Here is a 26,017-nt window from a genome sequence, read left to right as displayed (position 1 = left end):
GTTTATTCTTTTACAATTTTAGATAATTTTACGAGACCTTTTTTATTACCAGGCACGGCTCCTTTTACTAAAATTACCTGCTTTTCAGGAAGAATTTTTACAATAAGGAGATTGCTAACAGTTACTTGTTCACCTCCCATACGACCCGGCATTTTTTTGCCTTTAGGAACTTTTTGTCGGGTGCCCCGACCACCACCGGCTGAACCAATTGAACGGTGAACCGGACCACCACCATGTGACATAGCCCCAAGAGCAAAGCCGTATCTTTTAATTACTCCGGCGAACCCTTTACCCTTGGAAGTGCCAGTAACTTTAATTTTTTCTTTTTCTTGAAAAAGCGAAACGTTTAACTGAGAGCCAACGGAAAAGCCAGTCATATCTCTTGCTTCTTGCAAGTGTTTATAAGGAGAAATCTCACTTTTGTTTAAGTGACCAAGTCGGGACTTGTTTAAAATTTTAGTTCGACATTCTTGAAAAGCCAGTTGACAAGAATTGTAACCATCTTTTTCTAAGGTTTTGACTTGGCTCACCACATTCGGAGTAATTAAAATTGCGGTGACCGGGATGAATTTTCCTTCTTCCGGGAATTGGGTCATACCAATTTTTTTTCCAAGTAAACTAATTTTCATAAGGATAATATATATTTTTTAGTGATAAACAAAATAAATCTGTTGAAGATTCAGAAGTAACTGACGCAAAAATAAAAATGACAGAATAACAAAGTAGTTAATACGAGAAAATGATAATAAGTTGCCAATTGGCCTAATTTTTGGTGTCTTCCTAATTGCTTAATTAGTGCAGTTTGCTTTTATTTTTAATAACTTTCTTTTGGCAATGTATGTATGATGCCTCGAATTACGATTGTGTCATAAGTTTACTCGCAACTCAGCAATTTTTTTACTCCTAAAAATTTTTATCACCTCGTTGCTAGAAGACCCCTATCTTCTATAAGTAGGGAATGAATGGCAACAAAAAAGTAAAATTATAATATAGTTTTAAGTATTGAGATTAGTCAGTCAATTGTTAACTGCTTCTCGGCTGGTTAACCTGAATATTTAAATATGAAGCAGTTAATCAAAAAAACTTACAAATATCGGCTCTATTCTAGCCAAGAACAAAAAGAGAAATTTCAATGAATATCCGAAGAGTGTCGACAACTCTATTTTCCAAAGTGCAGGAAACTGGGAAAGAGGTAGTAAAAGTAAATCCTCGAAATACTAAGTCAAGAATGTAGCAAATGTGATAAATTAAGAGAACCCAAACTGAAATTAAATCAAAAGAAGTTCAATTGTTTTCACTGTGGCTATAAAGAAAATAGAGATATAAATGCTTCACAAAATATCTTGAAAAGAGTTTGTGAAGAAAGGTGTGGAACTAACCTTTGGGGAGCAGTCTCAATGGAGGCTGTGAAGAACCATAAATTCTTAACCGAGAAGCCCCCAACTTCAAATCCTTAAGGATTAAGTAGGGGTAGTTTACTTTGCCAAAATGCTTCTGATAAGAGAAATACTGTTAAAATTTTATTATCTTATATGGATCTTTAGCTTAATTGGTAGAGCGCCTGGCTCATAACCGGGAAGATGGAGGTTCAAGCCCTCTAGGATCCACCAAGTATTTACAAAAAGTTATAGTAAAGAAATTTTTTCAGTATTATTAAAATTAACTTAGACAAAAAACAAACTAAAAATTTAATATGCCTGAATTACCCGAAGTGGAAACTGTTCGCCAAATATTAAGGACTGAAATAATTGGAAAAACTATCCGTGAAATAGAAATTTATAAGCCAGAAGACGAAGCAAAGAAGCGAAAGAGCATGGTTAAAGAAATCAGCGAGGAAAAATTTGTTAATTTACTAGTAGGCAAAACTATCCACGAAATAGATAGAAAAGGTAAATGATTATTTTTTATTCTTACTAACCAAGAAAAAAATAAAACTCATGTGTTAGTTAGTCACTTGGGAATGACTGGAAAGTATTTCATAGAGGAAAAAATACTTAATCCTGCTTCGGAACAAGCACAAAAGGATTTTTTTGATAAGCACAACACTGACGAGTCAAGGGTCTTAACTTTTTATTTAGAAAACGGTCAAGCATCAACAAAATTAATTTATTGTGATGCCCGTCGATTTGGAGGTTTTCATTTACAAACTTTTGAAAATTATAAGGAATTAGAACCTTACAAAGGTATTGGAACTGATTTACTTGATGAGACAGTAGACACTGACCTACTATTTAAGAATTATCAAAAACGCAAAGTCCCAGTCAAAACTGCTTTGTTAGAACAAAAAATGATTAGTGGAATTGGTAATATTTATGCTTCAGAAATACTTTTTGATACTAAAATCCATCCTCTAAAAAAAACTAACCAACTTAGTAAACTAGAAGTAGACAATATAGTCCGTTCAGCCCAAAATATTTTAAGGGAAGCACTGAATTCAGAAGGAACCTCAGAATTTGATTTTGTTAATCCCTTAGGCAAAGAAGGCTCTTATCAAAAAAAATTGAAAGTCTATAATCGAACAGGTAAATCTTGTCCTAATTGTGGAAATTTAATTAGAAAATTAAAAATAGAAAAAAAAGAAATTGGCGAAGAAAAAATAAATAAAAAAAAATCTAAAGAGAGAAGTACTTTTTTTTGCCCGCAATGTCAAGTTGTCTAAATTTATTTTTTTGCTGATTTTTCATTATTTTTCTTGTGCCAAATTAAAAATGTCGCTAGACCACCAATTAGCACAATTACCAATATTCCTACTGGGATAATTATATGCCAAGGCGTCCCATTTTTCTTGTCTCTGCTATCCGAACTGGCAGAGGAATTTTCAGTGGACTTTGGCGACGGGGAAGTTTGCTCTTCTGGTGAAGAATCAATTGAATTTTTTTCCTCCTCTTCACTCTCTCTCTCTCTCTCTTGCTCAATAAGTTGTTTGAGAATGGGCTGGTATTTTTTTCAACCTTCTTGTCTTTGCTGAATTGATTTAATAATCTCTTTTTTCTCTTCTTCACTCAATTGTTTAGCCTGCTTTGTGCTCTCTATTGATTGTTTATAAAAATTAAGCATATCAGTAATGGACTTATTAAATTGTTGAAGAATTTTTAATTCTTGCTCGTTAGGACTAACTTGGTTTTTTTCTCACTGGTCAATATAAGCAAAATATTTTTTTGAACCTTTGGTATCAATTTCATCACCTAAAAAAAATTCTTCTTTAGTAAATTCTTCGATAGATTGAGCCGGATTATTAGCATAGACCATTATGTATTCAAGGCTTAAATTTGCTAATTCGGATAAGGAAATATCAGATTTATTTATTTTATCCCTGATTTTTTTTAATTCACTAATCCTTTTTTCGCTTGACATATTTATTATAATTTTTAACATTAATGAAACAAACAAAAAATTCTTTATGTCTAATTTATCTTTCGACAAAGAAAAAAAACGCCAAATAATCCTCGAAAATTTTAACAATCCTACTAATGAAGTTTCTTTGGCTAAACTAAAAGAAACTAGTAATAATTTAAATACTTCTTTTCACACTTTTTCTAGTTTAAATGCTAGTTGTGGAGATACTATTCATTTACTTATTCAGCAAAAAAGTAATTTTGTTAAACTGGCTCTTTTTGCTAGCGAACAACAAGCATGCTGTTTGACAGTTGCAGCAACTAACATTCTTTGTCATTGAATGGAAAATAAAAAAATTGAATTGGTAAAAACAGAAATCGAAAACATGGAAAAAATGCTCCAAAAGCAAAAATATCAGTTAGATAACTGTCCACAAATGGAAATTTTTGGCGATTTGTCCCAATTTCCCCAAAGAATAGAATGCGTTAATTTGGTTTTAAGAGGAGTAAAAAAATGCTTAAAATTTCATTAAATTAGTGTTTTTTATCCAAAACAATAGTTAAGTTTGCCTTATGAACTATGTTTTTAGTTTAGCACCTAAGGAAGTTTCTAATTGGAGAACGATTTTTTTTACCATTTCCCCGATTTCTGATTTTCTTAAAGTTCCTTCTGGGCTTTGAAAAGTTAACCGAAAAGTCAGAGATTTTTGTCTTCTTGTTTTGTCTTCTTTGCTTTGATAAACATCAAAATTTTTTACGCTTTTTAACCAAGGAACACCATTTTTTTTAATAATCTTTGTGACCTCGCCAACCAGAATATTTTCTTCCAAAATAAGTGATAAGTCTTGTTCAATTTTCGGAAATGGCGAAATAATTTGATAATTTTTATGTTTGTTTTTTGCCAGAAAAGAAAATAACTTGCTTAAAGAAATTTGGGCTCCAAAAATTGGCTGGTTTAATTGGTATTTTTTGCTTATTTGAGGATTTATTTGTCCCAGAAAACCAATTTTTTCCTGTTTTAGCAAAATGTCAGCACTTTGATAAGGATGCAATTCTTTTATTTGGGAAGGAACAAAATTAATATCGATAATGTTTAAAGTATGAAAAATCTCTTCTATTGTTCCTTTGAGCCAAAAAAAATCGTATTCTTGTTCTAACTTGTGAACCGAATTAGTAATTATTTTTCCGTTTCCACTTAAAGCCAAAACCTCTTCTTCTTCACTAGGAGAGTAAATTTTACTGATTTCGAAAAAAAAAAGGTTCTCATTTTGGTGATTTAAATTATAAACAACAGTTTTTAAATGGCTAGGGAGAAGGCTTTGTCGATAATAAACATGACTTTTACTTTTGGGAGTTGATAATCAGTAAAAATTATTTTCTTTTGGGGAAGAAAAATCATTTTTAATTTCTTGGGAAATTAAGGAGTAAGTAATAATTTCTTGATAGCCCTGACTGGCTAGTTTCTGCCGAATTAATTCACGATAAACTTGGTTTTTATCAATAATCAACTTTTTTTGTTGAAAAGAAGGCAAGGAACTGGGAAGATTATCATAACCATAAATACGAGTTATCTCTTCTACTAAATCTTCTTGGTTTTCAATATCTAAACGATAACTAGGAACAATTACTGAGTAAGAATACATTTTTTACTTTTTTCAAACTTGTTAAGAAGTTTTATTATTATTTTTTTACTTTTTTTCTTTTAAATAGTCAAGCAATAATTCCTGTTAATGCTAATAAACCAAAAGCAAAAATTAATAATCATACTCAACCCGGCAATCCTTTTAGTGATTTTATACTTTGTGGCTCTTGTTGCGAAAGTTTATCATTAAGGGCTTTTTTGTAGTTATTCAATTTTTCTTTCATTTGTTCGCAATGATGCGTAAATCTATTATTTTGGTCGATTATTTCCTGGCAACAAGAGCAAAAAGTTTTCTTTCACTTTGTTTTTGGCAAATTACACTTTTTACAAATAAATTCAAGTCGGTTCTCTCTTTCTTTGGTTCACGTTTTTAAGATGGTTCTAACCTCCCGAGAAGAATAGTAGTTAATAGCATTACAATTTTGACAAATTTGCTCTTCTACATAAAAATCCGTTCTTCACTTATTTTGTAAACTATGTTTGTTTAATTCGTATTGATTATCAAAATATTCTTTGTTGCTATTTTCTTTTATAAATTCTTTCTTTTCGCTATTAGAATAAAGCGGATTGCTTTTAATAACTTGATAATTCTTTTCTAATGTTGGTAAATCTTCGGCATCGGATAAAGTGTTAACCAAACCTCATCATTCCTTACTTTCTTTTTCTCATCGCTCTTTTTCACATTGTCAGCAATAATCCTTTCCATCGTCAGATAAATAAGAACGATTACAGCGACACATAACTAATCTTATCCTGTTCTTTTCGATTTCTTTTAAGTCATCAATAAGATTAATTTTGTTGTTTAAATTTACGGTGCTTTTATCCTTATTTTCCTCCGATGAATTTTGTTCTTCATCTCCATTAATGTTTGTTTTGTCAGCATCCCATCATTCTTTAAAACTTTGATATTCCGAAGAATTTTCAATCATACTTTTAATTTCACTAGTTAAAGAAGCGTGTTCTGCCACTAACTGCGGATAATTTTCTTTATCTCCACTACTTTCGCATTCGCTTCTTGATTGCCCTTCTTCATTTTCTATGTTGATAGTATTTTGATAAGCATGGGCTAATTCGTGAGCGATAGTAGCAATTAACTCATTAAAACCAACTGGCAAATAATAATTTTCGCTAGAATATCACTTATCCATACCCAACCTATCTAGCAAAAGTTTTTGATTAAGAGAAATTTTAATTCATTCTTTATAAACTTCTGAACCTGCTACTTTTTCATCATTAATAGCTTTTCAACTTACATTCACTTCGGAGGCACAATGCCCCATCTTTGTTATCTCGTTGGAATAATCTTCAAAACCACTAAATCCTCGAAAATCAATTTCAGGGTTATATTTTCCTTTTGCTATTCCTTTCTTTTGACGAAAGTTTCAATAAGCATCAGAGATTAAATTGTCAATGTGAGAATGAATATCAGAATTATCTTTTAAAGAAGATATTAAGTCTTTTCATTTGCCGTTTTTTTGTTGTTGATAAAAGTTGTCTTGTTTATTCATCGCTTGCCTCCTCTTTTAGAAATTTGCTAGATAAATAAAAAAAACAACTCTCTCTCTCTCTCTCTCTCTCTGGGTTTTTTGTCGTATTATTTTTTTTCATCATAATATTGATGATTTTTATGATAAATACTAAAATTCTTGCTTTTAATTAAGTCGAATTCACTTTTTGCTAATGTTATCAAAAACCAATGAAGGTTTACCAGTTAATGTGCCGCCGTCAACAACTCCTCCAATTAAGTTATTAGTTTTTCCTTCTTGGGGAGAAGTAAAAGAAGGGCAGCCTGAGATATTTCAACTAGTCATTAATAAGGGACCAACCAAATTGACAATTTTTTTTAATCACTTATCGGCGGTAATACGAATACCAATATTTTCCAGTTTTTGAAAATAAGAATAAGAAACATGAGAATTTTTAGGGACAATTAAAGTAATTTTCCCTGCGGGATATTTTTCAAGTAGAGAAAGAGCATTTTGGTCGAATTTGCCAAGGTCCTTAGCCATTTTTAGGTTAGAAACTACCACTGCTAATGGTTTTTCTTTATTCCTTTGTTTGATTTGGTAAATGAGGTTGGCTTTTTCGCTTTTTTTTAAACTTAGTGCTAAGCCATAAACTGTATCAGTAGGAAGCACTAAAATTTCTCCTTTTTGCAATAAATAGGTGATTTTAGTAATTTCATTCTTTTGAAGAATAATTAAACAAGCCATAATTAACTTTTTGTTAATTTACTCTAAATTAGGAAAAGTAGATGATAATCAAGTTAAATCCTCAAATTTATTATTGTAATAATTTAAACTTTGGAGGGCAGTAAACTCGGAAAGGTCAACATTGCCGCTTAAATTTCTATTGCTGATATCTAGGTAATAAATGCAGTTTTTTTAGTGATTTGATTAAGGTGTTGTTGGGCGTCATTATTCATATAGGAATTTTAACCAAATTTAAAATCAACAACTAAATAAAGATATTTTTTTAGAATCAAAATCACACCAAAAAATTCTCATAAATTCCCCTCTTTCGCACGCTCATGCTTACTAAAAGAGTAAAATTATAAATTTGCTACCCAAATTTTATAAAAATTCTCTTTTTTTGCTATAAAAATATATATGTTATGACAAAAGATAAATTTATAATTCCGGTAACCCCGAAGACATATGAAGTAAAATATGTAGAAAATAAAGACCAAGAACAGATAAAGAAATCACCTTTATCGGCTTCTGCCAGGAGTAAAGTTATTAATCGCAGTGGGAGTAATTATGTTAGTGAAAACCAGGAAAGTTATGGACCATGTTTAAATAGTTCATGTAATTGTAGTGCTAGCCAATTAGAAAGTCAAATTCGAGAACTACAACAAAAATTAGAAAGACGTAGGAATTTCCGTCCCCTTACTATTACTCTGGTTGATAGAAATAATAACAGCAGAAGTAAGACAGTATATAGCAGAGAAGATGCTTATCGAGAAGCATCCGATGCTCGATGAGGAGTTGGAAATTGAAGTAAAGACTGAAATTTTTCTCCTTCTGCTAAGTCTCAACAGCAACTAGCGGAAAAAATCGGTGAAGCCGTTGATTATGGCTATTCAAGTGCGAGTGCAGGAGATAGATTTCTTTAATAACAAAGAGTGAGTTAAAAGTATTGACAAGTAAAAATTAAAATAAAGAAACATGGAAGAAGAAGAAAACAACAACAAATTAACCCCTACAGGTGAAAAAGTTAAAGCAATATTAAAAAAAATTGCTGATTCTACTCGTCCTGCTTCTTCACCCTTTAATCCTGATTTTAATAAGATAAAAACTACTAAGATTGAAATTATTGAAAAGCCAAAAGATAATTCATCTATTAATGCTTTTTTTATTTGTTTAATTTTATCAACAATTTTATTTAGTTTAGGTTACTGGTTAATAAGTGATTATTTTTTGTCAAGGAGAGTGAGACCGTTCAAGAAAAATATAGCAGTTAAACAAAAGACAAATCAGTTTTTTTTTAAAGGCATCAAAAAGTAGAAATTTGCCAAACGGAAAGCAAAAATTCTCTTTTTTTGCCACTATTTTAAACTATAAAAAAGGATTTATTGCTTTATAAATTGCTTACTACTTGTCTAACGCTTTATTATTGTTTAATTAAATAAAATAAACATAAAAATTCTTATAAATGAACCTTGAAAGCGAAAAAGAGACAAGAAAAAACAAATTGCAAGAATGGGAGAAAAAATATAATAGTCCTTTTCAAATAACTAAATTTTCGCAAAATACTAATTTGCAAACTATTATTCAGCAATTTTCTGCTTTTTCTCAAAGCGAATTAAAAGAAAAAAACATTTCAGTAAGCGTTGCTGGAAAAATTTCTCGTTTGGACCCACTTGGCAAAAAGTTAATCTTTGCTGATTTAACTAGCCAAAGTGAAAAAATTCAATTAAAAGTTAGTCAAAGCAAAGAAAACCAAGACAAAATTAAAGATTTTGCCGAATTGTTAGATAAGGGTGATGTTGTCGGAATAAAAGGAGTTGTTTGCAGAACAAATAGCGGTGAATTAAGCATAGAAGTAAATGATTTTGCTCTTCTAAGCAAATGTTTAAATCCTTTGCCAAACGAACTTACCAATGAAGAAGAAAGATTTCGTAAACGTTATTTAGACTTAATTGTTAACAACCAAAACCGCAAAATTTTAATTCAAAGGTTTCAAATCATTAATAGCATTCGCGAGTTTTTAAACCAACAAGGGTTTATTGAAATAGAGACTCCAATCTTAGTTTATTCGGCGTCAGGAGCATTAGCAAAGCCTTTTACTACTTATCATAACAAATTACGACGTAATTTCTACTTGCGCATTGCCACTGAGATTCCTTTAAAAATGTTGCTGGTGAGCGGTTTTGAAAAAATATATGAGATTGGTCGAATATTCCGTAATGAAGGCATAGATGCTCGTCACAATCCTGAATTTACCACCATTGAAGTTTATCAGGCTTATGAAAATGCCGAACATATGATGAGTCTAACTGAAGAGTTACTTCACTATTTAACTAAAGAAGTTATTAAAAAGGAAAAGTTTGAATTTAAGAAAGACAAAGAAGCCTCTTATGTTGTTAATCTTCAAGTCCCTTTTCGAAAGATGTCAATGTTAGAAGCAATTAAGGAATATGAAAATATTGATTTTACTGGTATAAATAATAAAGAAAAAGCACTAGAATTAGTAAAAAAATACTCTCTAGAATTAAAACCTTATCAGAACACTGTTGGGCATATTATTAATACTTTCTTTGAAAAGTTTATTGAAAAGAAATTAATCCAACCAACTTTTGTTTATGACTATCCTATTGAAACTTCTCCTCTGGCCAAAAGTAAAAAAAACAATCCACTATGAGCCGAAAGATTTGAATTATTTGTTAACGGTTTAGAATTTGCTAATGGATATAGTGAGTTAAATGACTCTGTTGAGCAAAAAAAAAGACTCAAAGAACAAACTAAACAAAAAGAACTAGGTAATGAAGAAATTGCCGGTTTTGATAAGGAATTTATTGAAGCCTTGGAATATGGTATGCCGCCAGCAGGGGGATTAGGAATTGGTATAGATAGATTAATAATGTTATTTACTGGTCAAAGTAGTATTAAGGAGGTGATTGCTTTTCCGCAGTTGAAAAGTAAAAACAGTTAATATGTTTAAACTTTTAAAAGCAGTAAAAAGTGGAAACTTAAAAGAAATAGAAAAGGGCAAATTAAAGCCGAACGTTTTTGATAAAGAGAGCGAAATGAGAGATTTCTTCGCGAAAAACGATAATCTAAACAAATTTTTTTCTTCCTTTTATTTCTTAATTAGCGAACGAAAAGTAAATTCTAAAAGTATAGCAGACACTATTGCTTTTAATCCTAATGATAGGACTTTTGCTTTTTTTGAATATAAATTAGAAAGCGAAACAAAATTAAAGCAAATCATAAATTACAAGGAAAATTTGAGTAATAATGATAAGAAAAAATTGTTTGATTGAGCGATTAATGAATATTATCTTAAAAATGGTTTAAGAGCCGTTACTGACATAAACAAATATCAAAGAGGTTGAGAAAGCAGTCCTAAATTAGTTATAGTTAATTCACAATCGAGAAATAAATGAGAAGGTTTGGTCGCCAAAAACACTAGTTTTGTAGAAGTGGGAGTTTATAATTTAGAAGGAAATGATTATTTTTATGTGGAAACAATTGATACGGAGTTGTTTCGAGCAACAAGAGAGAAAAAAAAGGTGGATGAAGCGGAAACTAATGAACCAACTATTCCCTTACCTGCTACCAAAGAAGAAATAATACTATGACTTTTAGAAAAAAACAGTTCTAATAAACAAGTTAAAAAATGATTTTTAGAGGCTGTCCGTTATATTTCAAAGTTAAAAAATCCCTACCTAGATGAAAAATATTGATATTATTCAATTGTTTATAAATGAAAAAAGAAGCGAGTGCTTGTTATTAAACCTCAAAAGCGAAGCCTTTCAATTAGTTTTGAAGACAATGAAATAACACAAAGTTTAAAGTATATGAAAAGCGGGTGATGGTCGGACGATTTAAAGCGAAAAGAGACAGTTAAAAAAGAGAATGAATTTTTAAAGACTTTTGAATTGGTAAAAAACTATTTAAAAAAAGTTTTAGTTTAATTAAGATTTTATTTTCATGGAAGTTATCGCAACAAAACCCAACTTCGAAAAAATCAAACAAAAAGCCCTAATCATCGATGTTCGCGATAACTGAGAACACCAAGAACTAAAAAAAATTCTTAACTATGTAGATGATTTTGAGAAAGTAGCCAAAAATCATAAAGCACAGTGCTATGAGGATAGTTTGGTTCCAAGAAAGAAAAAAATAGTCAATATGAACCAAACAAACAAACTTGAAATTGCCCAAATACCTCCACAAGTTGGTTGTTATCTCCTCCAAGACCAGCAAAAAAAAGTAATTTATGTTGGCAAAGCGAAAAATCTTCGCCAAAGAATTGCTCGTCATTTTCAAGAAAGCCAAAGCAAGTATTTAGGCTTAATTTCTAATTGAGAAATAATTCTGACCAATAACGCTAAGGAAGCCCTCATTTTAGAACAGAACTTGATTAAAAAATACCAACCCCGTTTTAATATTTTACTAAGGGACAATCACACTTATCCTTATATCAAAATTACTGAGGAAACTAATCCACGCTACTGACTAGTAAAAAAATTTAATCCTCTCAGTAAAGATTTATATTTTGGTCCTTTTCCAGATGGTACCAAAGCCAGGGAAATTTTACAAATTCTCGAAAAAGTATTTCCCTTAGCCAAATGCAAAGGCAATCTAGGCAAACCCTGTTTAGACTATTCCTTAGGGCAATGCTCGGGGCATTGTTTTAAAAAAGTTGAACCAGAATATTATCAAAGAACCAAGCAAAAAATTATTGATTTTTTTCAAGGCAAAACACAAGTCGTCAAAAAAGAATTACAAAGAATTTTGCAGAAAAGCATTGCTAATCAAGAATTTGAATTAGCCAAAAAAGAAAAAAAAATATTAGACAATCTTAGTTTTTTTGTAAGCGAGCAAAATGTAGAATTTCCTTATCATGAAAGCTATGATTTTTTTGGTTTCTATTCCCAAGCCGGTTTGCTTACTTGTTTTTTTTTAATTTATCGTTACGGAAAGTTAAGCACTACTGAAACCCAAATTTTTCCCATTCAAGAAGGATTAAATGAAGAAAAAGAATTATTGCAATCTTATCTCTATCAATTTTACCAAAAAAATCTTCCGCCCAAAATTTTGTATTTGTCTGAGAAACTGGAAAATCAAGAATTGTTAGCCGCAGAATTCGGCTTTACTTGTCAAATTCCCCAAAGGGGAAAAAAGAAAAAAATTTTAACCATGGCTCAACAAAATGCTTATCATGTTTGGCAAAGAAATTACACCGGAAGTTTGCTAAAAAGCGACAAAATTAGCCTTTTAGAAGAATTAGGAAGATATTTGCATATTGAAACCCCTTATTTTCTGGAAATTTTGGATGTTTCTAACTTATTTCAGCAGGATGTAGTAGCAGGATTTTTAGTTTACCTTAATGGAGAGAAGGCTAAAAAAAAATCAAAAATCTACCAACTGACTACTTCAAAGAAAAAGAGCGATACGTCTTGAATATCTGAAGCCTGTCGACAACACTACAAAAAGTGCAAATACTTGCCACAACTCCTATTAGTAGACGGCGGAAAGCCCCAAGTCAAAGCTGTTTTAGACGTTTGCTGAGAATTAAGTTTAAAAGTTCCGGTGGTTGGCTTGGTCAAAAATGAAAAACACCAAACAGAAAAAATTATTACCAGTGAATTTCAAGAGCTACCTTTGCCTGCTAATGAAGAACTTAAAAATTTTCTTGTTAATCTTCAGGAGGAGTGTCATCACTATGTAATTAGTTTTCATCGTAAACTTCACCGAGAAAATGTTTTGAAATATTAAACTATTCTTTGTTTTGCTTAAATAAAACTCGTATTTTATAATAAATTCTGAGCCAATATTCAATCTTTTTTTAGTTCTCAAAAAATTATTAGGGACTAGGAGTAAAATCTGCTTGGTATGATTTGCAAATTTTCTAACTGTCAAATTTCTTGCCATTTGTCAAGAAAATCATCAACCTATACTTTTTACTATAAAATAATTTATTTCATTCTGTTGATTTTCCTCCCTTAGACAAAGTTTATTTAGTTTACACTTGCGTAAGATTAATGCCTCGATTTAAACACTTTGCTGATATACCACTAAAAATAAGTATAGATAAAAAAAAGTTAAACTAAATCTGATTAAGAGAGAAGTCAAAAATTAGAAAGTTTGACTTAGCATAATTAACTTTATAGTAATGAACCACAATTTTATTTACCTTACTTTGTTTCCGCAAACTTTTCATGCTTATTTTCAAATTTCTATGGCAAAAAGAGCGCTGCAAAAAGGTTGCTTAAATTATCAGGTTTATAATATTAGGAATTGAGCCATCCGGAAACAAGCAGACGATTACATTTATGGCGGCGGTCCAGGAATGCTTTTGAAAATTGATTGCCTAGTAAAGACTTTAGCTGCCGTTTATGAAAATTATGGAAAAAATTGCTATGTTATTTTGCTTTCTCCCCAGGGAAAAAGGTTCACCCAAAAAGATGTCAAGCGTTTAAATCAAAATAAAAACCTAGTTTTTTTGTGTGGTCATTACGAAGGATTTGACGAAAGAATTCTCAATTATGTTGATGAGCAAATTTCGGTAGGAGATTTCATTACCAGCGGCGGAGAAATACCAACCTTACTAATCACCGAAGTCTTAATTAGGGCTCTGCCAGGAGTTCTCTCAACCGAAGTCTACCAAAACGAAACTTTTCAGACAGAAAATTTTTTTGATTTTGCTTCTTATACTCGACCAGCCACTTTTGAGGGCCAAGAAGTTCCTGAAGTTTTGTTGTCAGGTAATCATCAAAAAATCCAAGAATGGCGTAAAGAGAGTAGCCAAGAAAAAGCCCAAAAGCAGGGACAAAGTTCTTTTAATCAACAAAAAATAATTCCTCAAGCGAATAAATGAAGATTAGCACCAATTACTAAAAATGAAAAATAATGACATGAAAAACAAAATAATTAATAATCCTGACCAATGAATTATTACTCGCTTTGGAGATTTTGTGCGAATTAAAGATAGTGAAATATCAATTGAAGAAAATTTAGCCAAAATTCGCAAACATTTGAAAAAACCTTATAAAGGCGTCGTTCGCTTTCAAGGAAAAACGCCCGAACAAATTAGCAAAGAAAGATACGATAAAGTTTTAGAGGAAGTTAATTTTGATTACAACAAACTACATGATTGAATTTATAACAAAAAAAATAAAGATAGAGTTGAAATTATTGAAAAGCCAAAATTCTCTTATCATGATGGGCTAGAAGTACACAATACAATAGATAAATTTGTAAGAAACGCCAAAGAAAAATGAAGATTTATATTTCTAGAAAAAAGTAATGATTACTTTTCCGAAGCCTTAATTAATGAAGAAACCGGTCAAGTTTTTTATCTTCCTGGTGGAATTAGTGGTTTGTCAATGATATACAAGCAAAGTTCGTGAATTCCTGACCCAAAAGTGATAAAACCAAAAGAAAAGCACACCGCCACACTTATTTTTCTCCATGGCACTTATGGAGCTGGTTCATTAGACCAAATGGCCGAAAAATTTCCTGGTTTAAAAGTTATCCATCCTCATTCGCCAACTTTACAGTATGATATGTGGCACGATTCTCGACCGGCACCAGGCGGACAATGTAAAGGCTGAATAAATATTACTGGTGATGCTTGGGAAATTATGGAAAATGACGTGGTTTCAAATAATCCCTCTCGAATAAATTACGAGGAAGTCGACCAATCAATCCATTTAGATTATCCCCAATTAATGCGAGCCGTTTCTTATGTCAACGAAATCATAGAAAAAGAAATTACAAGAGGCATTCCACCAGAAAAAATATTCATTTCTGGTTATTCCCAAGGCGGATTATTGACCCTGACAGTGGCTTTGACTTCCCAATATAAACTTGGTGGGTTTATTTCTCTTTGTGGTCTTTTACCTCGTCGAGACAAATTATTAAAAATAACCCAAGATAAAAATAAAGAAACTCCGATACTTATTATTAATAATTCCAAGGACCCTTGAATTCCTTTTTGAGCCGGCGAAAAAACTTTTGAGATTTTGAAAGATAAAGGCTATAATGTAGAATTTAAAACTTATCATGGACTAGGACATAGTTGAAAAAATGAAGATGTAACAAATTTTCTGGAAAAGTGTCTTGCGCAAAAAATGCTAGCAAAAAAACAACAGACAAACCCTAATAAAAAAAATTTCCCTATAAAAACATTAGCCGCAGCCAGCATAAGTACATTAGCAGTTATTTTAGTCATTTTTGGAGTTTGGTTGCTTAAAAGGAGAAAAAAGCAATAAAAAAATAATTATACTAACCGAGCATAGTTTAGTTGATAAAATTCTAGACTGCCAGTCTGGAGTCACGGGTTTGAGTCCCGTTGCTCGGTCCATGGCGGATGTAGCGAAGTGGCTAACGCACTAGTTTGTGGCACTAGGATTCAGGAGTTCGATTCTCCTTATCCGCCCCATAAAAATTTATTAATGACTATGGATAATAAACAATTACAATTAGAAATTTTAAAAAGAGATTTAAGGAGAAAAAAAAGAACCCAGCTAAGAAATTGAGAAGATTTTTGATGAGTTTTGTGAATTTTTATTCCAGTTATAGGCTGATTATTTATGATAATTATCCTAATTAAAAAGTTGAATCGCACAGTTCGTTTAGAAAACGATTGTAATGATTTGAGAGACCAAATTCGGGAATTAGAAAATGAAATTATGAAAGAAAAGTTAGAAAATAAGTTATAGGCATTTTTTAAATAAGAATTATGCTAGTCTAAATGGGTCCATAGCTCAGTTGGTAGAGTGCCTGATTTGCATTCAGGAGGTCGTCGGTTCGAACCCGGCTGGATCCACCATAAAACATATAAAAGCAATAAGCAATCAAGAATCAGTTATGACATTAGATAATTTTTCCTCCTTGGATAAGGAAAGAAAAAAGAGCAATAATGCTTGAAAAATTTTTCTAATTTTAATTATTTTTTTATTAACAGTCATTTCAATTTATTTTCTTTTTCGTCATTTTAAAGATAAGTTACCAAGCAAAAATGAGACCAAAAAACCTTTAATTAACAAGGAGGATAAAAAAAAAGATGGTTCTAGACCAAACGACAATAATCAAGAAGAAAACAATTATCAGCCAGTTAAGCCAACTCAAAAAGAGGCTGAATATCAAGGAACCGAACTTCCCATTTATTCAGCAGGAACAGAATATAAAAAAGCGGTAATTGAAACTAATATGTTGCCCCGTGGTTCAGCCATTCTAACTGGTTCGGGTGATTTAGAAAAACAAGGCATTAGAGCAATTATTCATGCTTGTCCTGGTTCAATAGAGAAAAAAGACAAAAACTTTCGGGCTAATATTGAAGGAATAATTAGGTCGGTTCAAAATTCTATACTTTTAGCCGAGAAAAGCAATTATAAAAGCATTGCTTTTTGTCTAATTGGAAGTAATTTGCTTGATGATATTATTCCTCCAAATCAAGGAACTAAAAAAGAAAGACAAATAAAATTGGCCGAAATTATTATTAAATCAGCAGTCGAGCAAAGAAAAGGCTCAGAAAAAATTGTTTTTGTTGATTTTGGCAATACGGCATTTAGCGAAGCTTGGTGGAAAATAAGTGAAGAGTATCCCAGAGGTGGTAAAATGGTAAATACGTTTACCATCAAAGGTTTTACTTACGTCGGCAAAGGTAAAAAAAATGAAAAAGGAATTACTGACTTCCCCCTTCATAAATGCGAAGTAATTGTTAATTCTCTTAATATAGAAGGTGAATTTATTGGTTCTGGAAGTTTTTCAGGGTTTATTGCTGGCAAAACTGGTTTAGGAAAAAGCAAAATCCAAAAAGAAATCAAAGAACACATTACAGAATTTAATAAACGGCTTAAACTTAAAGATAAATTTAATTAGGTTTTTTACTTGCTTTATCTTTTTTAAGCAGGATTCAAACTACTAGACCAATTAAAAAAACAAGGCTCCCGACTCCTATTCACAAGGCAACAGAAAATCCGTTTTTATTTTGGTCATTGTTAAAATTTTGTTGTTTTTGGATTTGCTCTTGTTTTTTTTCTGATTGTTCGGGTTCGGCTTTGTTAACTTTTTCATTAACTAAATCATTTCAGTATTTTTGTAATTCTTTTTGTAAGTTTTCGTGGTTTTCTTTTTCTAAACCACAAATGAATTCTAAATCACGATAGAGAATAATTTCTCCTCATGTTTTTATTGCTATTTCAATACCGAAAGAGAATTCTTTATCTCATTTTTTTCTCTTTTCTCCTAAATAAATGTAGAATTTGTTACGAAGTTCGTCATCGTGTGCATATGTCCCAGTAATTTCTTGACCTTCTCTTATTTCTATCCAATTAGTAAATTCTGGATTTTGTTTTATTTCTTTTTGGTGTTTTTGATAATATTTTTTCACTTTTTCTTTTAATTCTTCAAAATTAGAGGGAAATGATAATTCAAAGGAACCGAACAAACACTCTTCTTTGTCTTTTTGCTCTTTTATTTCTCTGTTAGATTCTAAATTTTTCGTAAAGAAGTCAACCACAGTTGCTAGTTTTTTAATGTTATTAGGAAATATTTCCTCAGCAGTTTCTCCATTATTCTCAAAATTATCAGTTCAGATTTCTGCTGTTTCGTTATCATTATTTTTTAAAATTACTCCTTGGGCCCCAAAGTTTTTTATGTAAAAATTTTTTAAGTATCATTTTTTATTTTCACAATTAGCATATTCCTTAACTTTGGCAATAAGTTCGTCTGGGTTATTGACTTTGTGTGTGGTTTTCATTTTTTTTCTCCTTGTTAGTTTCTTTTGCTACTATTTTAGATTTTTGAAAAGGAAAATTTAATAACTCTAAGAAATATTTATTTTCCTCGGTGTTCTTAGAAGTAAAAACAATGGTAATTTGGCAACCCTGGTTTTTAAAAGTTAAATCATAATTAGTCTCAGGAAAAATATTCAAGTCATTAATTCCTAAATTATAATTTCCTTGGTGGTCAAAACTTTTGTTTGGTAGACCCCGAAAGTTTTTAATTTGGGGTAGACTAAGATTAATTAAGTTAAAAAGAAATTGCCAAGCTTTTTTTTTTCGTAAAGTTAACTTGCAGCCAATTTCCATTCCTTCTCGTAACTTAAAAGAAACTATAGATTTTTTGGCTTTTGTGCGGGTTGGTTTTTGTCCTTGACCAATTTGTTGGATTAATTTTTCAGTGCTTTCAAGGTATTGTTGATTATTAAGTGCTTGGCTTACTCCACTATTAAGGATAATTTTTTCAATATCTGTAGTTTGCATGGGTGAAGTATGGTGAAACTTTCCTCCTACAGTTTTTTTTGTTTCCTTTCTTTTGGTTTCTCACCAGTTATTTACGATAAGCATATATTTTAAATTTTATACTTCTTCTTTTTCTATTTCCTCAACTGTTTTTTTCTCAATAATTATGTCATCAACTTTAAATGAGACTAGCATATCGCTTACTTCTTTTCTTCAATTGCCCCTTATCCTTTTTATTTTTTCTCTTTCAGCAAAATGAAATAATTTTTCCAAAAAAGCCGTATATTCGTTATAAGTTCCTTCGCTCGAAAAACTTCTTTTTATATTTCTTTTAGTTCTAGGATGATATTGAGTAGTTAAGCCAGCCGGATAATATTGATAAGAAAAAAAACTCTCTTTATTTTTGGCTTCGATATGAATAAGGTCAAAATATTCTCCTTTTTGAAAGGTTAGACCAGCAAATCAATATTTTTCCATAAAACTCCTAATAGTTTCAGGAGTAATTTCTGTTTTTTCTACTTGTTGTTTTCATCCACATTCCAAACAAAAATCATCTTTTTTCTTGCTTAATATCTCGCGATTACACTTGTTACAATTTCATTTTATTGACATATTCTAAATTTTAATTTAATGCTTTTACTTCGCTTCTTTTTTTAGCCAAAATAAGTGCTCTAATTTTTTTGCACCCCTAATATAGATTATTAAAAAAATGTTTCATGATTGTTAAACTAAATTGAGAATAAAAACCTCCTTTCGCCCAGGCAATTATCTAAGATAAAACTAAAGCCTCTTAAAGTTTCAAAGAAAGAAAGAAAAAATATGGCAGAAACCGTAAAAATTCAAAAAATAAGGCAAGCATGGCGTGACATTTACAAATTATTCAGTTCCAACTCATTTCAACAGTCAATCAACTAGTTCAGGAAGTATTTTTTTAATTTCTTTGGCTTCTGCCTCGTTAAATTTTTGCAAAACTCAATCTTTTCAAAGTATTTCTTTGCTGGAACCAATACCAACCTTCAATCTGGGAAACTTCTGGGTACCCAAACACTCAATAATGCTTTTTACTCCATTATGTCCTCCACTTGAACCTTGTTGTCGATAACGAAAAGTTCCCAAAGAAAGAGACAAGTCGTCATAAATAATGAGAATATTCTCTAATGATATTTTTCAGTAATTTACAAAATTCCTAACACATTCTCCAGAATTATTCATATAAGTTAAAGGCTTTAAAAGAATAATTTTTTGTTGGCGATAAATGCCGGTGGCATATAATCCTTTAAACTTTTCTTTTTGCCAAGAGAGATTTAATTGCTCAGCTAAATAATCAATTATTTGAAAACCTAAATTATGCCGAGTTTTTTGGTATTCTCTATCTGGATTACCAAGGCCAACCAGGAGTTTTGAATTGGATTTTGGATTTTGGTTCATTGTTAGTTTGCTCCTCCTTTCATTTCTATATTTTTGTTTATCTTATTATGTTTAAGTTTTTCATCATCATATCCATCATCGACTGTGATTGTTATTTAAAAAGAACTTTCTAATTTTAACTAAAAATTCTTATTATGGGACAAAGAAGAGTAGTTTGTGGTACCTGCCATAAAAAGAAATGCGAATGCAGTGGTAAGAAAAAGAAATAAGAAAAATGAGTAAGGAAATAATTTGCTGCGAACTAATAAGAAATTTTTGCAAGAAGTCCGGCGAAGAAGTGATAATAAAAAAACAAATTTAGCCTATGATGAAGATGATTTTATCGGTTTAATAGCCAAAGATGATGATTATTTTGCGAATTTTCTTGTTGTGTTAATGTTTATCATAATGTACCTGGAAAAATCCTAGTTGACCTCAATTTTACTTCGCGAAGGAGTTCAACGAGAAGCAACAGTTAAAGATTGAAAAGACATTTATTCCTTACTGCTTGCTTTCCGTTAGTTTTTGGCTAGAAGAAATTTCTTTATCTTTACTTGTCTGAATCACTTGGTAAATAATCAAGCAACTAATGACTAGAAATAATATTCCTCCTATAATTCACCATAAAACTTTGTTACTTTTTGGTTGCTTTTTGTTCATAATGAAAAATTTTATTGGCGCCCACTGGAGGATTCGAACCTCCGACCTTCCGGTTAACAGCCGGACACTCTAACCGCTGAGCCAAGCGGGCATTTTTTAGAAAAATTAAATTCACTGACTATTTTGTTTTTTGCTGTTTATTAACTTTTATCCATATAATAATTTTGTAAATTTTTGACTCGTTTTGTTCTATACGTAAACAGATATAAACATAATGAAAGACTCAGAAAGGAACAATATTAACTTCAAAATAAAAAACGTAATCAATTACAAAAAAAAGCAAATACCTTGCGGTGAGAGAGTTATTAATAATTTTTTTTAGGAAATCAAAGAGCAATTTCTTTTTTGGCACTTTCGGGGCTGTCGGAAGCATGACAAACATTTTCATTAATTTTTTGCTGTGGACCAAGATAAAAATCTCCCCGGATGGTTCCGGGTGCAGCTTCAGCCGGATTAGTTGCTCCGAGCATCTGGCGAGTAGTATTAATAATGTTTTCTCCTTGTCAAACCATCGCAATAACTGGTCCTGAAAGCATAAAATCAATTAATTCTTCAAAGAAAAATTTTTTTTTTAATTCTGCGTAATGCTCTACAAGAATTTCCCGATTTGCTTGAAGCATTTTTTGAGCCAGCAATTTAAATCCTTTTTTTTCCAAGCGTTGAATAATTTCTCCAACTAATCCTCTTTCTATTCCATCAGGTTTAATCATAATAAAAGTTTGTTCTTTTTGCTTGCTTGTTTCATTCATATTTATTTAAATTTTTAACTCTTTAATTAGTTTAGGCAAATCGTCTTTGTAGTTTTCTAATCCTTTCAACTTTTCTATTTTTCGTCCACAACTAGGACATAAATAACTATCATCTTTAAGGACAATTTCATAATTACCCCTATTAATTTCTTCTCTAACTTCTGGTGGTATGTTTCCTACTTCTAAATTTGAAAAATGATGAGTTCCTCCATAAAGTCTGCCAGGGATAAAAAGATTTTTGTTTTCATATCTTATTACTAATTCTCTGTTTTTTACTCATTCTTTTCAATCTTCTTTTTTAACAACTAAATCAAGTTCAGAAATGAACACAGAAGAACAAATAACTTTTTGTTTGTGACATTTTGAACAAATAATTTCATCAGCCCTCCTGCCGAATTCGTTGACTAAGATTTGACCTGTTTTTTCCAAACCTGCTAATTTTTCTTTAATCGCCTCTATTTCTTTTGAGTCACCAGGAATTTTAATTTTACTTATATCATCTCTAATACTTTCAAGATTGTTTAAATTGTTCTTAATGCCTTCCAGATTAGACAAGTTTTTTAATTGTGTGCTAATTTCTTCTAGATTTTTCAGTTTGCTCTTGATTTCTGAAAGATTACTCGCTAAGTTATTTAATGATGATAAATCAATGTTTCTTAAATCTTGAGAAAGTTCTTTTCCTACTTCTCCTAGTTTTTGCTTAATGTCTTCTAATTTTCCTAATTTACTAATGCTAGCAGTTAATTTAGTAATTTCCTCTTTAACGGTTTCTGTATCCAATTTTTCACCAATTTGCGATAAATCATTTAAATTTTCCTTTACAGTTGCTAGATGAGACAAGTTTCCCAAATTTTTTTCAATGCTTTTGTTGATATTATGTAAATCCTTTTGAAGAACCCTTTTGCTTTGAATTGCAATATAACTAACTAAAGCCAATAAGGAAATCAGTAAAAGGTTGGTTGAAATTAGAAAGATAATTATTAATTTATTAGGTTGATTTGCTTTTTTATCCATTTTTTTAATCAGAACTCGCTTTATTAATAAATATTTTATTGAATTTGGACCAAAAAAACCTTGTCTTTTCTTTTATAAATCAGTAAAAAAGTATATAATCTATAGTAATGGCCAAAGCAAATCTTGATTTTGAATTAAATCTTTGAAAAGAATACAATTTAATCGTGGGAGTGGACGAAGCTGGTCGGGGAGCACTGGCTGGTCCAATTGTCGTTGCTGCAGTAATTTTGCCAATATTTTTTCATTCTTCTTTGATTCAAGATTCCAAAATTTTAAAACCTTTACAGAGAAACAAAGCTTATGGAGTTATTAGAAAAAATGCTTTGGAATACAGTGTAGTAATTAAAAGCCCCCGAGAAGTAGAAAACAAAAATCCTTTACAAGCCACCAAAGAGGCCATGGTCGAAGCCACTTTAAAATTAAAAAATAAACCTAGTTTATGCTTGGTTGATGGTAAAGAGGAAATAACAATTTCTGGTATTCCAACCCAAAGCATTATTGGTGGTGATCGTAAATCAATTAACATTGCGGCTGCTTCGGTTATTGCCAAAGTTACCCGTGATACTATTATGAAAAATTTGCATAAAAAATATCCTCGGTATGACTGGGAAAATAATAAAGGTTATCCTAACCCCACCCATTTACAAGCAATTTTTAAGTATGGAATTTGTTCTCTGCATCGAAAAACTTATGAACCAATTAAAAGTTTAGTGAGTGGCAAAGTTGACCGGAAAACTCTTTGCCAAAAATATAATTGTAAAGGCTAAGTTAATATCCACTTTAAAAAAATTGACATTCATTTCGAACAAGGATAAAGACTCTAAAATAACTTAAACAATATGAAATTTACTATTTCTCCCATCCAGTTAGAAAGCCGTGGAATCAAAGACCAAAAGGTTTTGCAAGCCATTCGACAAATACCAAGAGAACTATTTGTTCCAAAAAATTATCGAGAGGTGGCTTATACAGACAGGGCTTTGCCAATTGATTGCGGTCAGACTATTAGTCAACCATTTATCGTTGCTTATATGACTGAGAAATTACAATTGAAACCCAGTGATAAAGTTTTAGAAATTGGTACTGGTAGTGGTTTTCAGACTGCTGTTTTAGCCCAGTTAGTGAAAGAAGTATATACCATTGAGATTTATTCTGAATTGAGCCAAAAAGCCCAAAAATTATTAACTCAGTTAGGTTATCAAAATATTTTTTACTATCAGGGAGATGGAAACTTAGGTTGACCAGAAAAAAAAGAATTTGAAGCAATTATTTTGACCGCTGCCAGCAAGCAAATTCCTAAAACTCTGTTGGAGCAATTAAAAACTACCGGGAAAATGATTTTGCCGCTAGAAATTAACTCAGGGGAACAAATACTCTATTTAATAAAAAAGTTGCCACAAGGAAAAGGAAAATTACAATCTACTCCCCTTTTGCCTGTCAGATTTGTACCCTTACTATAATAAAAATTTAATATAAAATATATGTTCAAAAGTTTTCTTTTTCATCGCTGAACCAAAACCGTTCTCCGAATAACTAATTTAATTTTTGGAGTAATCTTTTTGTTTTTGTTAGGTTGGAAGTTTGCTGATTATAATAAAACTGCTAAATTAGACGTTTCTTTTTTACCACTCATTTTTTTCCTAATTCTTGCTTATTTTTATTATTTATTTACGGAATGGTTAATTAAAAAAATCACTACTTATCAGTTAGACCAAAACCAATTTTTCCAAGTTCTCCAAGAAAAAAAACTAGTAGTAGAAGGGCAAGAATACCAAGTAGAAAAAATTGCCCATCTCCAAGTTCGCTTTCATAGCCGAATAGTGAATTTTCAAGGAATTTTAATTATTCCCCAGGAGGACGATTATTTAAAACTTAATTTTTTGGCTAATTCTTCCTTGGACTATTATAAACAACAACTATTTAGTTATCTGCAAGGAATTTCTTGGCAAGTTCAAGGAAAAAAACAACTTTCATGAGTGCGAATTTGCTTTCATTTAGCCTTATTAACTTTCTTTTTCGGCTATTTATTTACTATTGCTCCTAAGATTATCCAAGAAGCAGCCCGACGACACCAACAACAAGGGCAAAAGGAACCATCGGGAGAACCAAGTGGCGAAGATGGAGGAGGAATGGATTGAGAAGGAAAAGACAAAGTTGCTCATTACCTTCACCGTTTAAATAATGAACCTTTTCCTCCCCAAGCCAAAAAAAATATTAAAGCAAAAATTTCCGAATATAAAAAAGCCTATTTTCAAGAAAAAATAAGTTTAGAAGAACAATTGCGAGAAATATTTTCGCTTCCTTGATGACAAACTACAACGGAAAATCAAGATTTAGCAGTTGCCAAAAAAGAATTAGACCGAGAGCATTTTGGCTTAGAAGAAGTTAAACAACGAATTTTGAATTATTTAGCCGGCAAAAAAAGAGCCGGAGAAAAACAAGTTCAGATACTTTGCTTGGTTGGTCCAGCCGGCACGGGAAAAACTTCTCTTGCTAAGTCTATTGCCAAAGCGATGGGGAGAAAATATGTAAAAATCTCGGTGGGAGGAGTAAGTGATGAAGGGCAAATTCGTGGTCACCGACGAACTTATATCGGCTCTATGCCCGGAGAAATTATTAAAGGTATGAAAGAAGCCGGAGTCAAAAATCCGGTGTTTTTAATTGATGAAGTAGACAAAATCAACACGATTATGAGTTTTCATGGTAATCCAGCTTCAGCCCTTTTAGAAATTTTAGACCCCGAGCAAAATAAAAATTTTAAAGACAACTATCTGGAAATCCCTTATGACTTGTCCCAAGTATTTTTTATTTGCACTGCCAACTGAATTCAAAATATTCCGGGTCCTTTACTAGACCGCATGGATGTTATTGAACTACCTCCTTATACTACTCTGGATAAAGTTAAAGCAGCCAAAACTCACTTAATTCCCTCAATTTTAGAAAATTATAAGTTAACTAACGACCAGTTAACTTTCACTGATGAAGCCATTGAAGAAATTGTTAAATTTTACGTTTTTACTGGCGGTATGCGACAAACGATTAAGCTTTTTAATTCAATTGTTTGTGCTTTTGTTTACAAGCAAGAAACAGAAAACTTAAAAAGTGAAGTAATTGATTTAAAAAAAACCCGTCAATATCTCGGGTCGTCAGTAATCAGTGAAGATTCTGATGATTACTATCAACCAGGAATAGTTAAAGGATTAGCCGTTAGTGAAGCAGGAGGAAGTGTTTTAAGGATAGAAGCAAGTTGTTTTCCAGTCAAAGGAAAAGAAGGTAAATTAATTGAACCAACTGGCAATTTAGGCAAAATAATGGGTGAATCAGTCAAAAAAACTTATTATTATTTATTAAATAATTACCAAAAATTTGGTCTAACCGAAGAAATTATTAAAGGAAATGATATTTTTCTTGACTTTCCCGAAGGAGCAGTCCCAAAAGATGGTCCCAGTGCCGGAATTGCGATAACTACGGCCATTCTTTCATCTTTGACTGGAAAAGTTTTCCCTAGCAACTATGCTATGACCGGAGAAATTACCTCCAAAGGGAAAGTTTTAGAAATTGGCGGCTTAAAGGAAAAGCTAACCGCTGCTTATGAAGATAAATTAATTGATACTGTATTTATACCTCGTGGAAACGAAAGACATTTAGAAGAAATTCCTACTGAAATTAAAAGAAAATTAAAAATTATTCCTGTGGATAACTTTGCTGATGTGTGAAAAGAAATAAAAACTAATATTGGCTGTAATATACTAAATGCTTAAAAAAAAATTGAACTAGTTGAAAAGTTAAATGAGAA

At 31.3% G+C, this 26,017-nt stretch carries 27 protein-coding genes and 5 tRNA genes; 19 read left to right on the top strand and 13 right to left on the bottom strand.

What is annotated here, in order from left to right:
- Positions 1 to 2: 2 nt before the first annotated feature.
- Complete coding sequence (gene rplC, locus GvMRE_RS05415; RefSeq protein WP_147410235.1) at positions 3 to 629, bottom strand: 50S ribosomal protein L3; 627 nt, start codon at positions 627 to 629, stop codon at positions 3 to 5.
- Between the two features lie 576 nt (positions 630 to 1,205).
- On the opposite strand from rplC, the gene GvMRE_RS14520 reads away from it, so the two are divergent.
- The 3 genes from GvMRE_RS14520 (at position 1,206) to mutM (ending at position 2,659) form a co-directional block, all read left to right on the top strand.
- Positions 1,206 to 1,457, top strand: a complete 252-nt coding sequence (locus tag GvMRE_RS14520) for a zinc ribbon domain-containing protein (protein ID WP_216361628.1) — start codon at positions 1,206 to 1,208, stop codon at positions 1,455 to 1,457.
- 77 nt (positions 1,458 to 1,534) lie between these two features.
- Positions 1,535 to 1,610 (top strand) — tRNA-Met (locus GvMRE_RS05400).
- 83 nt (positions 1,611 to 1,693) lie between these two features.
- Positions 1,694 to 2,659 carry a bifunctional DNA-formamidopyrimidine glycosylase/DNA-(apurinic or apyrimidinic site) lyase gene (gene mutM / locus GvMRE_RS05395; protein ID WP_147410233.1) on the top strand — a complete coding sequence of 322 codons (966 nt, stop codon included), beginning with the start codon at positions 1,694 to 1,696 and terminating at the stop codon, positions 2,657 to 2,659.
- 2 nt (positions 2,660 to 2,661) lie between these two features.
- Here the strand turns inward: mutM and GvMRE_RS05390 are convergent, their stop codons facing one another.
- A complete protein-coding gene (locus tag GvMRE_RS05390; protein ID WP_147410232.1) occupies positions 2,662 to 3,354 on the bottom strand; it encodes a hypothetical protein in 693 nt (230 codons plus the stop codon).
- Positions 3,355 to 3,400: 46 nt separating this feature from the next.
- Between GvMRE_RS05390 and GvMRE_RS05385 the strand changes: the two genes are divergently transcribed.
- Complete coding sequence (locus GvMRE_RS05385) at positions 3,401 to 3,868, top strand: iron-sulfur cluster assembly scaffold protein (protein ID WP_147410231.1); 468 nt, start codon at positions 3,401 to 3,403, stop codon at positions 3,866 to 3,868.
- Between the two features lie 45 nt (positions 3,869 to 3,913).
- Here GvMRE_RS05385 and GvMRE_RS05380 read toward each other — a convergent pair whose 3' ends face one another.
- The 3 genes from GvMRE_RS05380 to GvMRE_RS05370 form a co-directional block, all read right to left on the bottom strand.
- The gene (locus tag GvMRE_RS05380; RefSeq protein WP_147410469.1) at positions 3,914 to 4,978 is read right to left on the bottom strand and encodes a phenylalanine--tRNA ligase subunit beta-related protein; all 1,065 of its coding nucleotides are present in this window, start codon (positions 4,976 to 4,978) and stop codon (positions 3,914 to 3,916) included.
- Between the two features lie 37 nt (positions 4,979 to 5,015).
- Positions 5,016 to 6,485, bottom strand: a complete 1,470-nt coding sequence (locus GvMRE_RS05375; RefSeq protein WP_147410230.1) for a DUF4381 domain-containing protein — start codon at positions 6,483 to 6,485, stop codon at positions 5,016 to 5,018.
- Positions 6,486 to 6,629: 144 nt separating this feature from the next.
- Entirely contained in the window at positions 6,630 to 7,190 is a 561-nt protein-coding gene (locus tag GvMRE_RS05370; protein WP_147410229.1) for an L-threonylcarbamoyladenylate synthase, read from the bottom strand.
- A 401-nt stretch (positions 7,191 to 7,591) separates the two neighbouring features.
- On the opposite strand from GvMRE_RS05370, the gene GvMRE_RS05365 reads away from it, so the two are divergent.
- The 12 genes from GvMRE_RS05365 (at position 7,592) to GvMRE_RS05310 (ending at position 17,030) form a co-directional block, all read left to right on the top strand.
- Positions 7,592 to 8,092 carry a hypothetical protein gene (locus tag GvMRE_RS05365; protein ID WP_147410228.1) on the top strand — a complete coding sequence of 167 codons (501 nt, stop codon included), beginning with the start codon at positions 7,592 to 7,594 and terminating at the stop codon, positions 8,090 to 8,092.
- Positions 8,093 to 8,144: 52 nt separating this feature from the next.
- A complete protein-coding gene (locus tag GvMRE_RS05360) occupies positions 8,145 to 8,483 on the top strand; it encodes a hypothetical protein (protein WP_147410227.1) in 339 nt (112 codons plus the stop codon).
- A gap of 148 nt (positions 8,484 to 8,631) precedes the next feature.
- Complete coding sequence (gene lysS, locus GvMRE_RS05355; protein ID WP_147410226.1) at positions 8,632 to 10,131, top strand: lysine--tRNA ligase; 1,500 nt, start codon at positions 8,632 to 8,634, stop codon at positions 10,129 to 10,131.
- A gap of 1 nt (position 10,132) precedes the next feature.
- Positions 10,133 to 11,116 carry a hypothetical protein gene (locus tag GvMRE_RS05350; RefSeq protein WP_147410225.1) on the top strand — a complete coding sequence of 328 codons (984 nt, stop codon included), beginning with the start codon at positions 10,133 to 10,135 and terminating at the stop codon, positions 11,114 to 11,116.
- Positions 11,117 to 11,132: 16 nt separating this feature from the next.
- The gene (uvrC, locus tag GvMRE_RS05345) at positions 11,133 to 12,920 is read left to right on the top strand and encodes an excinuclease ABC subunit UvrC (protein ID WP_147410224.1); all 1,788 of its coding nucleotides are present in this window, start codon (positions 11,133 to 11,135) and stop codon (positions 12,918 to 12,920) included.
- A gap of 397 nt (positions 12,921 to 13,317) precedes the next feature.
- Positions 13,318 to 14,055, top strand: coding sequence for a tRNA (guanosine(37)-N1)-methyltransferase TrmD (gene trmD / locus GvMRE_RS05340; RefSeq protein ID WP_216361622.1), 738 nt, complete (start codon positions 13,318 to 13,320; stop codon positions 14,053 to 14,055).
- 4 nt (positions 14,056 to 14,059) lie between these two features.
- Positions 14,060 to 15,418: a prolyl oligopeptidase family serine peptidase gene (locus GvMRE_RS05335; protein WP_172575278.1), complete on the top strand. Its 1,359-nt coding sequence runs from the start codon at positions 14,060 to 14,062 to the stop codon at positions 15,416 to 15,418.
- Positions 15,419 to 15,435: 17 nt separating this feature from the next.
- Positions 15,436 to 15,510 (top strand) — tRNA-Gly (locus GvMRE_RS05330).
- A gap of 2 nt (positions 15,511 to 15,512) precedes the next feature.
- Positions 15,513 to 15,588 (top strand) — tRNA-His (locus GvMRE_RS05325).
- A 13-nt stretch (positions 15,589 to 15,601) separates the two neighbouring features.
- Complete coding sequence (locus tag GvMRE_RS05320; RefSeq protein WP_147410222.1) at positions 15,602 to 15,868, top strand: DUF805 domain-containing protein; 267 nt, start codon at positions 15,602 to 15,604, stop codon at positions 15,866 to 15,868.
- 34 nt (positions 15,869 to 15,902) lie between these two features.
- A tRNA-Ala gene (locus tag GvMRE_RS05315) sits at positions 15,903 to 15,978 on the top strand.
- A gap of 38 nt (positions 15,979 to 16,016) precedes the next feature.
- Positions 16,017 to 17,030, top strand: coding sequence for a macro domain-containing protein (locus GvMRE_RS05310; RefSeq protein WP_147410221.1), 1,014 nt, complete (start codon positions 16,017 to 16,019; stop codon positions 17,028 to 17,030).
- On the opposite strand, the gene GvMRE_RS05305 is transcribed toward GvMRE_RS05310, so the two are convergent.
- From GvMRE_RS05305 to GvMRE_RS05275, 8 genes are all read right to left on the bottom strand, one after another.
- On the bottom strand, positions 17,023 to 17,910 hold the full coding sequence (locus GvMRE_RS05305; RefSeq protein WP_147410220.1) for a hypothetical protein: 888 nt from the start codon (positions 17,908 to 17,910) through the stop codon (positions 17,023 to 17,025). The two genes, GvMRE_RS05310 and GvMRE_RS05305, sit on opposite strands and share 8 nt — an antisense overlap.
- Positions 17,885 to 18,499: a 50S ribosomal protein L5 gene (gene rplE, locus GvMRE_RS05300; protein ID WP_147410219.1), complete on the bottom strand. Its 615-nt coding sequence runs from the start codon at positions 18,497 to 18,499 to the stop codon at positions 17,885 to 17,887. The genes GvMRE_RS05305 and rplE overlap by 26 nt, the downstream gene beginning before the upstream one ends.
- 12 nt (positions 18,500 to 18,511) lie before the next feature.
- Positions 18,512 to 19,006 (bottom strand): hypothetical protein, encoded by a 495-nt coding sequence (locus GvMRE_RS05295; RefSeq protein ID WP_147410218.1) that lies wholly within the window; start codon positions 19,004 to 19,006, stop codon positions 18,512 to 18,514.
- A gap of 264 nt (positions 19,007 to 19,270) precedes the next feature.
- Positions 19,271 to 19,822: an aminoacyl-tRNA hydrolase gene (gene pth / locus GvMRE_RS05290; RefSeq protein ID WP_147410217.1), complete on the bottom strand. Its 552-nt coding sequence runs from the start codon at positions 19,820 to 19,822 to the stop codon at positions 19,271 to 19,273.
- Between the two features lie 480 nt (positions 19,823 to 20,302).
- Entirely contained in the window at positions 20,303 to 20,461 is a 159-nt protein-coding gene (locus tag GvMRE_RS13560) for a hypothetical protein (RefSeq protein ID WP_172575277.1), read from the bottom strand.
- Positions 20,462 to 20,476: 15 nt separating this feature from the next.
- A tRNA-Asn gene (locus GvMRE_RS05285) sits at positions 20,477 to 20,552 on the bottom strand.
- 214 nt (positions 20,553 to 20,766) lie between these two features.
- Complete coding sequence (gene ndk / locus GvMRE_RS05280) at positions 20,767 to 21,210, bottom strand: nucleoside-diphosphate kinase (RefSeq protein WP_147410216.1); 444 nt, start codon at positions 21,208 to 21,210, stop codon at positions 20,767 to 20,769.
- A gap of 6 nt (positions 21,211 to 21,216) precedes the next feature.
- On the bottom strand, positions 21,217 to 22,224 hold the full coding sequence (locus tag GvMRE_RS05275; protein WP_147410215.1) for a hypothetical protein: 1,008 nt from the start codon (positions 22,222 to 22,224) through the stop codon (positions 21,217 to 21,219).
- Between the two features lie 107 nt (positions 22,225 to 22,331).
- On the opposite strand from GvMRE_RS05275, the gene GvMRE_RS05270 reads away from it, so the two are divergent.
- The 3 genes from GvMRE_RS05270 to GvMRE_RS05260 all read left to right on the top strand — a co-directional run bounded on the left by GvMRE_RS05270 (position 22,332) and on the right by GvMRE_RS05260 (position 25,982).
- Positions 22,332 to 22,991, top strand: a complete 660-nt coding sequence (locus GvMRE_RS05270) for a ribonuclease HII (protein WP_147410214.1) — start codon at positions 22,332 to 22,334, stop codon at positions 22,989 to 22,991.
- A gap of 72 nt (positions 22,992 to 23,063) precedes the next feature.
- Positions 23,064 to 23,681, top strand: coding sequence for a protein-L-isoaspartate(D-aspartate) O-methyltransferase (locus GvMRE_RS05265; protein WP_147410213.1), 618 nt, complete (start codon positions 23,064 to 23,066; stop codon positions 23,679 to 23,681).
- 21 nt (positions 23,682 to 23,702) lie between these two features.
- Entirely contained in the window at positions 23,703 to 25,982 is a 2,280-nt protein-coding gene (locus tag GvMRE_RS05260; protein ID WP_147410212.1) for a S16 family serine protease, read from the top strand.
- Positions 25,983 to 26,017: the final 35 nt, after the last annotated feature.

Source organism: endosymbiont GvMRE of Glomus versiforme (genome assembly GCF_003546845.1).
The sequence above is the reverse complement of the archived record's forward strand: the minus strand, read 5'-3'. Positions and strand labels throughout refer to the sequence as shown.